The organism is Actinoplanes sp. 13 (assembly GCF_056134165.1).
This window is the reverse complement of record NZ_JBVYOQ010000024.1, coordinates 61,430-73,291: the sequence shown is the minus strand read 5'-3', so window position 1 is coordinate 73,291 and position 11,862 is coordinate 61,430. Positions and strand designations below refer to the sequence as shown.

Here is an 11,862-nt window from a genome sequence, read left to right as displayed (position 1 = left end):
GCGCCGCCCGCACCGCCGCACCGCACCGCCCGCACCGCCGCACCGCCGCACCGCACCGCCCGCACTGCCGGCACCGCGCCGCACCCGCCTACGCTGAGCGCGCAGGTCAGCCACGCTCGAGTTTGCGCTCCGCTGCCTTGCCGGCCTTCTTCAGCTCGCTGGTACTCGGCGTAGGCAGACCCACCAGCGCCACCGTGGAATAGACGCCGTCCAGCGCGAAAGCCACCAGCTTGCCGTCCACCGAAATCTCGTAGTCGTCCTCCTTGAGCGTGATCGTCATGCTCACAGCGACCGAATCGTCGCCCAGCTCCGGGAACCTGGGCAGGTCATCCTGCTCGATCCGCACCGTGTCGGTCTCCACGTCCGGGCAGCGCTCCAGCACCTCCCGCGTCTGCTCGACAAGCGCACGGGCCTGCCTGCGCCCGACATCGACGATGGTGTGCATGAGGACCGGACCCTCGGTGCCCTTGATGAAGCCGACCCCCACCAGCTCCGGGTCCTCCGCCGCACGCCCCGCCGGCTTTCCATCAGCCGCCACCGTCCGCGCCATCGTCGGCGCCACGACCGTAGTCAGGTCCGGCACCAGAGTCGGCCCACCCGGCTGCTCAGGCGCGGGCTTGTCCGGCCGACCCGGCCGATCCGGCTTCCCGTCAGGCTTGCCGGGGCGGTCGGGCTTCCCGTCAGGCTTGCCGGGGCGGTCGGGCTTCCCGTCAGGCTTGCCGGGGCGGTCGGGCCTGCTGTCAGGCCAGCCCGGGCGATCCGGCCTGCCGGGCCGATCGGGCCAGTTCGGCCGACCAGGCCTGATGATTACCACCGGCCCCTGGCCGGTGTCCGGAGTCAGATCGGTGTCCGGAGCGAGGTCGTCGAGGTCGATCGCGTCCTGCGCTCGGCACGGGTCGCTGCTCGTCTGGCTGGGATCGACAACCCCGGCAAGAGCATCGCTCGGATCGAAGTCCAGAACCGAATAGCCCTTCGGCAGGTCTTCGAGCGCCAGCAGCGCGTCCTTCAGGTCCCGCGGCACGACCGGGGCCGCCGCGGCAGAACGCGCGGTGACGGCGGCATCTGCCACCACCATCGGCATGGCCATGCCGGCTGACAGCGCGAGTGAGACCGGAAATCCGGCGGTGTAAGCGACGACTTTCGTTTTCAGCATCCCCATCGCATAACCATAAGTCCGGATAAAGAGCCTTTCCCTGGGATCGACCAACGTGCCAGCAACCCTGGCCTCGACCAGCGCGCACCCTTGGATCATCCGTCCCGGATCTCGAAGACAGCGACCCGGTCGGCGGCCGCGGCGAACTCGTCCGGATCACCCTTGCCGACCAGGCCCAGCCGCACGAAGAACGGCACCCCACCGGGCACCTCGACCGGGAACGCGCGCATCACCGACCGCCGCACCTCCGCATCCGTCACCTCGGCCAGCGTCACCGCACTCCGCCGCCGCCCGGAGGCGAGCTCGCCCTTTCCGGCCGCGCGGACGTTTCGCGCCCAGTCGCCCTCCGGAAGCCCGGCAACCAGATAGCGCCGACCGTCGACGGTCAGCGGTGAGACCGGGGTGGGCCGCGCGACACCGGTGCGCCGGCCGGGAACGGTGAGCACATGGATGGTGCCGAGCCGCAGCCCCAGCCTGTTCAGGAAGCGGACCACCCGGTTGGCATGGCGCAGCCAGCCCGGGAGCCCCACTGTCGGCCCCGCCATCTGAAATCCTTTCGATCGTCGAAGCTTTCGCACACTGTATATTCCTTCGAGTGTCGAAGCAATCGCCTGGAGCAGATCGCCCGCCGGCCCGCCGGACGGTGGATTACCGATGGTTCGCGCCCGCCGGTGCCCGGTCGGAGTCCTCCTCGGCCGACCTCTCGCCGACCGAGATCCTGGCCGCCGCGGCGGACGCGGCCGCCGAGTTCGGCGCGGCCACCGACGAGGTCGACGACGCGGCCGCCACCCTGCTCGAGGTGAACCGCACCGACCTGCGCATCCTCGGCCTGGTCGCCGCCGCCGGGACGATGACCGCGGGCGCGCTGGCGGCCGCCGCCCGGCTCAGCCCGGCCGCCACCACTGCCGCGATCCAGCGACTGGCCGGCGCCGGCCACCTCAGCCGCGAGGTCGACCCGGCGGACCGGCGGCGGGCGGTCGTCGCCGTCACCGCGCCCACCGGCCGGACGCTGGACCGGATCTACGGTCCGATCGGCGAGGCCGGCCGGGAGCTGCTCGGTCGCTACTCCCCCGCCGAGCTGACGCTCATCACCGGGTTCCTCCGGATCGGCCGTCGCCTCCAGCTCGATCACGCCGAACGGATCCGCGCCCACCGCGAGACCGCGCCAGAGACCCGCACGGCGCGCTCATGATCACCTCTGCCGCCCACATCAGGATGGCGACCCTTCATCCGCAGCCGTCCGCAGCCAGGAGGAGTTGCAGGCGTGCCGGAAACTGTGTTCCACCACCACCCGACGAGCACTGGATCAGCCCGTGACCGCCGCACCGTCGTCATATCCCTGCCCGCATTGCGGTGCCGTCGCCTCGGCGCAGACCGGCTGCCCGTCCTGCGGGCGCGGCCCGGACGCCGACGCGCTCGAAGTGCTCCGGCTGGACGCGGAGATCGCCGGGCTCAACGAGCGGCTGCACGCCGTCCGGACCGAGATGGCCGGCCTGGAACGGCAGATCTTCGAAACCGGCACCCGGCGGAACGCGGCCGCTTTCCGGGTGCAGGAGACGGTCCACGCGGCGGCCGCTCCCCCGCAGCCTCCGTCCCCGGCGACGGCCCCGGCGACCTCCCCCGCCCCGCCGGCGGCGCGTCCCGGCGCGCCTGCCCCGCTGCCCGGCACATCACTCCCACATCCCGGTGCCTCGGCTCCGCTGCCCGGGACGCCGGTGTCGCCGATCGGAGCCCCGGTCCCGCCTTTCGCAGCGCCGGCACCGGTCGAGTCCAAGCTCACCACCCTCACCGTGCAGAACGTCCTGTTCGCGCTCGGCGGCCTCCTGCTGCTCGTCGCCGCGGCGGTCTTCACCGCGGTGGCCTGGGCACAGGTCGGGGTGACCGGGCGGGCCCTGCTGCTGGGCGGTGCGACCGTCGCCGTCCTCTCGGTGCCACCGTTCGCGGCGAGGCGCGGACTCACGGCCGCCGCGGAGACCCTCGCCGCCGTCGGTCTGCTGATGATCCTGTTGGACGGGTATGCGGCCTGGGCCGTCGACTTCCTCGGCGTCACCGGCTCGCCCCCGCAGGCGTACGCGGCCGGGGTCTGCGCAGTGGTCGCCGGGACAGCTCTCGGATACAGCCGCCTCGTCGGGCTCACCGGTCCACGGATCGCCGCGCTGGTCATCGCCCAGCCGGTGCTGCCCCTGATCGCCGCTTCCCAAGACATCGAGGCGGTCGGCTGGTCGCTGACGCTGACCGGGGTCGCCGTGATGAACGTGGCGGTGCTCCAGCTCCGCCCGAGCCGCTTCACCGGCGACGTGATCGGCGTGCTGGCCTACGTCTGCGGCGGCCTGGCGGCGTCGTTCGCCGGGCTCCTGGCAATCGTCGAGCTGCCGGCCGCGCGGAACGCGCTGGAGGCCGGGTTCGCCGGGGCGGCCCTGGTGCTGGTCAGCCTTGCCGGAGTCGGCACAGCGGTGCTGGCCGGCAATCGCGTCGCACAGTCCCTCACCGGCGGCGTGCTGGTCATCGCGCTCGGCATCGCCGTCGCCGGCCCGGCCGTCCGGCTGTGGCCGGAGCTCCTGAGCCTCGCCGTCATCGCGGCCGTCTTGGCAGCGGCGGTGCTGGTCGCCCGCCCGCTGCTGCCCGCTGCCGTCCGCCGCGGTCCATGGATCGGCGCGCACTTCGTGGCGGCCGTCCCCGCGATCGGCGTCGTGATCGAAGTGCTGTTCGCCGCCGAGCGCAGCGTCCGGGCCGCCGACATCCTGCACGGCGCTTCGTGGGACACCGTCGTCACGGGGACGTCTTGGCAGGCGGTCGCGGCTGCGTTGACCGTCGTCTGCGCGTACCTCATGTTGTTGCCCTCCCGGACCCGCACGGACCTGGCTCTGACCGCCCTGCTGGCCACCGCGCTGCTCGCGCCCGCGGCCTTCCGGCTGCCCTGGTGGACCGCCGCCCCGGTCGGCGTGCTGACCGCTGCCGTCGCGCTCGCCCTGGCCGTCTTCCTCAGGCCGCGCACCACCACTTCGCCACCCAGCCCGGCGCCTGTTGTCCTCCCGCAGCGCGGCGCGATGCCGACCGCGCCGCTCGGACCGGAGCAGGCTGTTCTTCCGCAGCACGGCACGACGCAGACCGCGCCGCTCGGACCGGAGCAGGCTGTTCTTCCGCAGCACGGCACGACGCCGACCACACCGCTCGGGCGGGTGTCCGCCGTCGCGTCCTGGGCCGGCGCGGTGGTCGCCTTCCGCCTCGCTCTCGCCGGAGTCGCGGGCGGGCATGCGGTGATCGTCGGCCTCGGACATCCTGGCGTGGGCGCCGCCGTCTCCGCCGCGCTCGCTCTGACCGGCCTGGTCGTCGGCGTGCTGGCGCACTATGTCGCGCGCAACGGCGCAACCGCGGCGGGCACAGCGGCCACGGTGGCGTGGGTGGTGGGGCTGGTGGCGGTACCGGCGGCGGTCTGGCAGGCACTCATCGCCGCCGGCGCCTCGCCCGCGACACAGGTTCGCGCGCTTTTCGCGGTGGTCGTTGTCATCGTCGCCGGCGCTCATGCGGTCGCTCGGGTGCTCCCGGGGTACGCGCGGAGCACGCTGGCCGTAACCCTCCTCCTCACGACCGTCAGTCCCGTATGGGCTGTAGCCGGTCCTGATCCGGTGTCCCTGTACGCGGCCGGCGCCCTGCTGCTGCTTGCCACGCTGCCGCGGGTGGACGCCCTCGGTGTCGGCGCTCTGCCCGCTGCCCTGCTCCCGGCCGTCATGCTCTTGATCACGGCCGGCGCCGATCTCGCAGCGGTGCTGGTCGAGCCGTTGCGCGAGCTGACCCGGGTCTGGTCCGGGCCTGATCCGGATCCCTCGCCGGTTGCCTGGTCTACCGTCGCCGCGTTCCTGATGACAGCGGTTGCCGCAGCCGTCGCAGCAGGCTCAGCCGTCGCGGCAGGCGGCCGGGCGGCGACCGGCGGCCAGTCGGCGACCGGCGGCCGGGTAGCGGCCGGGGGTCAGTCGGCGGCCGGTGGTCGGGTAGCGGCCGGGGGTCAGTCGGCGGCCGGGGGCCAGATAGCGGCCGACGGTCGGGTGGCAGCCGACGGTCGGGTGGCAGCCGGCGGTCGGGTGGCAGCCGGTGGTTGGGTGGCGCGGTGCGGAGCGGCCGCGTGGGCCGCCGCGCCTCTGGTCGCTGTCGCGGTCCCGTTGACGTTCGCCGCGGCGGGGGCGAGCTGGCCGGCCACGCCGATCGCCACGCTGGTCGCCGGGCTGGCCGGACTTGTCGCCGCGGCGCTGCTGCCGGTGGTCGCGGTCGGATCCTCGGTGCTGGTGGTGGTGTCGGCCTGGCTGGCGGTGGTGGGTGTGGCGAGTGCTACGCCGACGCACAGCGGCACGCTGATTGCTTTCGGACTTCTCGTGGTCACCTCCGCCGCGGTCGGCGTGGCCGGGCGTGAGGAGGCGGCCCGGATCGTCGCGTGGGTCATCGGGACGGTGTCAGTGGGCGTGGTCACCTATACCGCGGCTGACACCATCGGGCCGGCCGAGTCCGGGATCTCCCGCAGCATGCTTGGCGCCGCGGCGGTCATCGTGGGCCTCGATCGGGTCCTCGCCCGGCGCCGACCCCGTGAGGCCCACGCCGTCGCGGCGGTCGCGCATTCCACCGCGCTGGTGGCGCTCCTGCTCGCAGGGGGCCTCGAGCAGGCCGCAGTGATCTGCACCCTGTGGTCCGTCGTGCTGGTCGTGCGCGCCATGCTGCCAGGGGTGAACCGGCGGAGCAGGTTCGGGTACGCGATGGCCGCCGCTGTCGTGGTCCTGCTCGGGTGGTGGCTGTTCCTGATGTCGCGGGACGTCGGGATCCCCGAGGTCTACACGCTTCCCGCCGCGGCGCTCGCGCTGGCCGCCGGGTGGCTCGCCCGGCGGCAACGGCCCGGCCTGCCTTCGTGGACGACGTACGGCCCGTCGCTGGGCGCTGCGTTCCTGCCCACGTTCGCGGTGATCGGAAACAGTCCCGACCCGGAGTATGGTCGCCGTCTCCTGCTCGGCGTGGGCGCCCTGGTGGTGCTGATCCTCGGAGCACGGGTCCGGGCACAGGCGCCCGTCGTGGTGGGCGGCGGCGCCTTGACTCTGATGGCTCTGCACGAGGTGGTCCAGTTCTGGGACCTGGTCCCGCGCTGGGCGCCGCTCGCCCTGGGCGGCGTTCTTCTGCTGGTGATCGCGACCACGATGGAACAACGTCGCCGGGATCTGCTCCGTCTGCGCCAGGCGGTGAGCCGGATGAGCTGACCTCACTGCGGGTCGGCGGTCGGCTCAGTACACGTCGCGGACGTAACGCTTGTCGGCTGACAACTGCTTGATGTAGGCCGTGGCCGCCTCCGGGCTCAACCGGCCATGATTGACCGCGATGTCATGCAGCGCCCGCTCGACGTCCCGGGCCATCCGGCTCGCGTCACCGCACACATAGAAGTGCGCCCCGTCCTGCAGCCACGCCCACACCTGCGCGCCGTGTTCGCGCATCCGGTCCTGCACGTAGACCTTGGTCCGCTGGTCTCGTGAGAACGCCAGGTCCAACCGGTTCAGCGTGCCCGCCGATTGCAACTCGGTCAGCTCTGAGGCGTAGTAGAAATCAGTCGCCGACCGCTGTTCCCCGAAGAACAGCCAGTTCGTCCCGGCGGCGCCGGTCGCCCGCCGCTCCTCCAGGAACCCGAGGAACGGCGCCACCCCTGTCCCCGGCCCCACCATGATCATGGGGGCTGACGGGTCGGCGGGTGGCCGGAAGTGCGGCGCCTTCTGCACGAACACCCGCACTTCGGCGCCCTCGCCCGCGTCCGCCAGGTGGGTCGAGCAGACACCCTTGCGCCCCCGGCCCAGATGGCTGTCGAAGCGCACCACCGACACGGTCAGGCTGACCTGATCCGGCGACGTCAGCGGCGTGGAGCTGATCGAATACAGCCGCGGCTGCAGCCGCTTCAGCACCTCCACCCATTCCTGCGCGGTCGCGCGCACCGGGTGTTCGGTGATCAGGTCGACGGCCTGCCGTCCCCACGACCACTTCGCCAATGAACCCTTGTTGTCGGCGCGCAGCAGCGTCTTCAACTCCGCCGACCCGCTACGCTCCGCGATGAAGCGCAGCAGCCCGGTCGTGATCCGCGTGATGTCGAGCCGGGTCGACAGCGCCTCCCCGAACGCCACCGGCCCGTCGAGCTCCCCCGATCCTTCCAACCGCACGGGAGCATCGGCGGAGAGCCCGGTAGCAGACAGGAACTCGCTGACCAGCAACGGACAGTTCACGGGCCACACTCCGAGCGCGTCGCCCGCCCGGTACTCCAGCCGCCCGCCCGTGTCGAACGTGAACCGCCGCACCTCCTTGGCCGAGCCCGGCAGGCTGAGCAGCCGATTCCCGCTCAACGTCACGGTCAACGGCGAGGCCTTCGTCGGCGCCGGCGCGGGCGTCAGCGCCTTCACCACGCTCTCCAGCCATCCCCGCGCGGTGTCCTCATAATCGGGCTCGCAGTCCGCGCGGGGCGCCAGCCGCACTCCGCCGAGTTCCGCGAGCCGCTCGTCCAGCCGCCGGCCGTGCCCGCAGAAGTCGTCGTAGCTGGAGTCGCCGAACGCCAGCACCGCGTACCGCCGGCCGTCCAAGCGCGGCGCGGCCTCCCCGGCGATCGACTGCCAGAACGCGCTCCCGTTGTCCGGCGCGTCGCCGTCACCGAACGTGCTGGTCACGACCAGCAGATCGGCGCCGGGCTCGAGCAGGTCGGCGGCCGCGCCGTCCATCCCCAGCATGCTGATCTGCCGCCCGGTCTCCGCCAGCCGCTCCGCCAGCGACCGCGCGAAATCCTCCGCCGTCCCGGTCTGCGACGCCCACAAGATCTGCAACCGGCCCGCCGCCGGCCCCGCGGACCTCGCCCTTTCACCATCAAGAGCAGTCGGCGGTACGACCAGAGCACCCGCCAGGAAGCCGTTGACCCACATGGCGGCGCCCCGGTCGAACGGAGCGTTCTCCGGCAGTACCGGTGGCGCGGACCGTCCCGGTGGCAGGCCCGCGAGGAAGCCGGCCAGATAACGCCGTTGCTCCTCGCTGAGCGCCGGCGGCACCGGGTCCAGTCCGAGCAGCCCGTGCACCGACGCGGCGACCACCGCCGAGGACGCCGAGCCCGACGGCACGGTGATCGGGGCGCCGGGCGAGGCGGCGAACGGGACGGCGAACGGGACGGCGAACGGGGCACCGGACCGGGCGCCCGACGACGTGACTGGCAGGGCAGCCGACGACGGCCCCGAAGGTGTCAGGGCGCCGGATGACAGCCCGGATGACGGCAGAGCGGCCGGCGACACGGCCGGCGACACGGCCGGCGCCCCGGATGCGGGCGGGGCGGCGACCCGGGTCAGCGACACCGCGCACACCTTCAGCTCCGGCTGGAACGAGAGCGGGTCCACCGCGTCGCTGGTCACCGCGTTGACGCTGACGTATTCGCCGAACAGGTCGTTCCAGTGGATCGGGGCGAAGCATCCGCCCTGCAGCACCCGGTCGGTCAGTACCGCCGGCAGCACCGCACGCCCGCGCCGAGAGGCGATCTCCACCTGGTCACCGGCGCCGATGCCCAGTCGCTCCGCGTCGGCCGGGTTGATCTCCAGGAACGGCGCCGGGTTGAGGCGGTTCAGCTTGGCGATCTTGCCGGTCTTCGTCATCGTGTGCCACTGGTGCTGGAGCCGGCCGGTGTTCAGCACGAACGGGTAGTCGTCGTCCGGCATCTCGGCGGGCTCCAGATGCGGCCGGGCGTGGAAGACCGCCTTCCCGCTCGGGGTGGCGAACCGCAGGCCACCGTCCGCGGTGCGGTAACGGATCGGGTTCCGTGCCGACCCGCCGGGGGACGCCGGCCACTGGACCGGGCCCTCGTTGAGCCGCTCGTAGGTGACGCCGCCGAGGTCGTACCCCGTCTGTGGGTTGGCGAACTGTTTGATCTCCTCGAGGATCTCGCCCGCGTGGCCGTACGAGAAAGCTTCTTCGAAGCCCATCGCGACCGCGACCCGCGCGATGAGCTGCCAGTCCGGCATGGCCGCGCCCGGGGGTGTGACGACGGGGTGCACGAGGGTGAGGTTGCGCTCGGAGTTGATCATGATGCCGTCGGCCTCCGACCACATCGCCGCCGGCAGCGCGATGTCGGCGTAGGCGTTCGTCTCGGTCTCGGCGAACGCGTCCTGGGTGATCACCAGGTCGGCGGCCTCCAGTCCGGCGATCACGGTGCGCCGGTTGCCGACCGAGGCGACCGGGTTGGTGCAGACGATCCAGCAGGCCTTGATCCGGCCGGCTGCCATCTGCTCGAACATGTCGACGGTGCCCTTGCCGACCTCGGTGCGCAGGGTGCCGTCCGGCACGCCCCAGACCCGCTCGGTGAACTCCCGGTCGGCGGGCGCCAGCACCGACCGCTGTCCCGGCAGGCCGGGGCCCATGTAACCCATCTCCCGGCCGCCCATCGCGTTGGGTTGGCCGGTGAGCGAGAACGGCCCGCTGCCGGGGCGGCAGATGGCACCGGTGGCCAGGTGCAGGTTGATCAGCGCGTTGGTGTTCCAGGTGCCGTGGGTGCTCTGGTTGAGGCCCATGGTCCACAGGCTCATCCAGTTGCCGGCCGCGCCGATCCACTCGGCGGCGGTGCGGATGCCGTCCCCGGGCAGGCCGGTCAGCTCGGCCACCCGGTCCGGTGGGTAGTCGGCGAGGAACTCGGGCATCGCCGCCCAGCCCTCGGTGTGCGCGGCGATGAACTCCTCGTCCTTCGGCAGCAGATGCAACAGGCCGTTGAGCAGTGCCAGGTCGGCGCCGGGCCGGATCTGCAGGAAGAGGTCGGCCTTCTCGGCGGTGGCGGTGCGCCGGGGGTCCACCACGATCAGCTTGGCGCCGGCCTTGACCCGCTCCATCATCCGCAGGAAGAGGATCGGGTGGCAGTCGGCCATGTTCGAGCCGATCACCAGGAACACGTCGGCGTGGTCGAAGTCGTCGTAGGAGCCGGGCGGGCCGTCCGCGCCGAGCGACAGCTTGTAGCCGGTGCCGGCGCTCGCCATGCAGAGCCGCGAGTTGGACTCGATGTTGTTGGTCCCGAGGTACCCCTTGACCAGCTTGTTCGCCAGGTATTGCGCCTCCAGCGTCATCTGGCCGGAGACGTACATGGCAAAGGCGTCCGGGCCGTGCTCGTCGATGATCGCGCGCAGCCGGCGGGCGGTCTCGGCGACGGCGTCGTCCACGTCGAGCGGCTGCGGTTCGGCGCCGCGCTGCCGCCGGATCAGGGCGGTGCCGAGACGCCCGGGCGCGGTGAGCAGGTCGGCGCTGGTTGCGCCCTTGGTGCAGAGCCGGCCGGCGTTCGCGGGGTGCGCCTTGTCGCCGCTCGCCTTGATCACCCGGCGCCGCCCGTCGGCGCCGGCGGCCACGTCGAGGACGATGCCGCAGCCGACGCCGCAGTACCCGCACACGGTTCGCACCTGGGAGACAGCCACGTCGCTCACGCTAGGAACTCGCGGTTTCCGGATGGTCACCTCAAGGTGCGTCCCGGATTACCCGGCTCTCACGTCCGGCCCGGCGACGTTGTGACGCGGAGCAAGAAAAGCCGAGGAGACGGCAAAACCCGCACCACCGAAAGCCGGTGGTACGGGGTTCGCCGTTCAGCGCGGTCGTCAGTTCTTGGCGACGGCTTCGGTGCGGTCATCGTCCGCCGCCGCGCCACCACCGCCCGGCGCCGCGTGCCGGCCCTGCCCCGGCACGCCGGCCGGGCCCTGGCCGCGGGTGACCAGCACGGCGCCCGCGATCACCAGGATCAGGCCGAGCAGTCCCAGGCCGAGCGGGCCCCAGAGCGTCACCAGGTTGAGCTTCGAGATGTTCTCCCGGGCGGTGTCGGCGGCCCGGTTCGTGGTGTCGTCGGTGTACGTGAAGACCGCGTTGAGGATCTCGACGGACCGGCCGTCGGCAGCGACCAGGTTCTTCTGCTGCTGCTCCTCGACCTTGATGTACTGGCCGGTGGTCGGCTCCACCCACACGGTCCGGGTGTTGTTGTAGGCCACCTGACCGGCGGTGGCGCCCGGGATCAGCTGCGCCAGCAGCAGCTGGACCCGGTCGTTCGGGAGCACCTGGGTGGCGTTCTGGATCCGCTGGGTGAACTTGTAGGTCTCCAGCCCGGCGATCTCCTCGGTCTCCACGAACTGTGCCGGCTGCGCGGAGAGGATGTCCCGGTCGAAGATCTGATAGGTCTTCTTCTCGGTGCCGAACGGGAACTTGTAGACCTGACCGGAGTACTTGATGTCCTCCCGGTCGTTGCCGGTGTCCAGCCACTGGTTCGGCCAGTCCTGGGCCGCCGCCGACTTGCGGTCCACCGCGAGCGAGGTGCTGTACGCGCTGACCACCTCGTTGGTGTCGACGCGGATGACTTCCTGGCCGGCCAGCCAGACGAGCGCGCTGCCGTCGAGGTCACCCTCGAGCTTCGCGGTCGCCTGCCGGTCCGGCTGCACGGTCACCGTCGAGCGCAGGTTGCCTGTCTCGACGGTCGCCTTGGCGTCGGCGATCTGCAGGAAACGCGCGTTGGACGCTTCGGCGACCGACTGCGTCATCTCCATGTCGTACGGGAGCTGTGCCGCGGTAGGGCCCACGACGAACGCCAGGCCGCCGGCGAAAACCAACGCCAGGACACCGAGGCCGAACAGCACGGAGCCGAGGACGCGGGACCTCATAGTGCCTCCACGAGGTAAATGACACGGGGGTATTGACACGGGGGTGATCAA

At 72.1% G+C, this 11,862-nt stretch carries 6 protein-coding genes; 2 read left to right on the top strand and 4 right to left on the bottom strand.

Annotated features, from left to right (window positions below):
• Positions 1 to 106 precede the first annotated feature (106 nt).
• Complete coding sequence (locus AC0NH5_RS33165) at positions 107 to 1,159, bottom strand: hypothetical protein (RefSeq protein WP_474410884.1); 1,053 nt, start codon at positions 1,157 to 1,159, stop codon at positions 107 to 109.
• 89 nt (positions 1,160 to 1,248) lie between these two features.
• Entirely contained in the window at positions 1,249 to 1,698 is a 450-nt protein-coding gene (locus tag AC0NH5_RS33160; RefSeq protein WP_474410883.1) for a nitroreductase/quinone reductase family protein, read from the bottom strand.
• Positions 1,699 to 1,748: 50 nt separating this feature from the next.
• Between AC0NH5_RS33160 and AC0NH5_RS33155 the strand changes: the two genes are divergently transcribed.
• The gene (locus tag AC0NH5_RS33155; RefSeq protein WP_474410882.1) at positions 1,749 to 2,345 is read left to right on the top strand and encodes a MarR family transcriptional regulator; all 597 of its coding nucleotides are present in this window, start codon (positions 1,749 to 1,751) and stop codon (positions 2,343 to 2,345) included.
• 121 nt (positions 2,346 to 2,466) lie between these two features.
• A complete protein-coding gene (locus AC0NH5_RS33150; RefSeq protein ID WP_474410881.1) occupies positions 2,467 to 6,387 on the top strand; it encodes an SCO7613 C-terminal domain-containing membrane protein in 3,921 nt (1,306 codons plus the stop codon).
• A gap of 24 nt (positions 6,388 to 6,411) precedes the next feature.
• Here AC0NH5_RS33150 and AC0NH5_RS33145 read toward each other — a convergent pair whose 3' ends face one another.
• Both AC0NH5_RS33145 and pgfA read right to left on the bottom strand, forming a co-directional pair.
• Complete coding sequence (locus AC0NH5_RS33145) at positions 6,412 to 10,587, bottom strand: molybdopterin-dependent oxidoreductase (RefSeq protein ID WP_474410880.1); 4,176 nt, start codon at positions 10,585 to 10,587, stop codon at positions 6,412 to 6,414.
• A 177-nt stretch (positions 10,588 to 10,764) separates the two neighbouring features.
• Positions 10,765 to 11,811 carry a cell envelope lipid trafficking protein PgfA gene (pgfA, locus tag AC0NH5_RS33140; protein WP_474410879.1) on the bottom strand — a complete coding sequence of 349 codons (1,047 nt, stop codon included), beginning with the start codon at positions 11,809 to 11,811 and terminating at the stop codon, positions 10,765 to 10,767.
• Positions 11,812 to 11,862 lie beyond the last annotated feature (51 nt).

Coding starts and splice junctions, on each gene's coding strand:
- AC0NH5_RS33165 (WP_474410884.1), bottom strand. CDS start 1,159: ATGGGGATGCTGAAAACGAAAGTCGTCGCTTACACCGCCGGATTTCCG.
- AC0NH5_RS33160 (WP_474410883.1), bottom strand. CDS start 1,698: ATGGCGGGGCCGACAGTGGGGCTCCCGGGCTGGCTGCGCCATGCCAAC.
- pgfA (WP_474410879.1), bottom strand. CDS start 11,811: ATGAGGTCCCGCGTCCTCGGCTCCGTGCTGTTCGGCCTCGGTGTCCTG.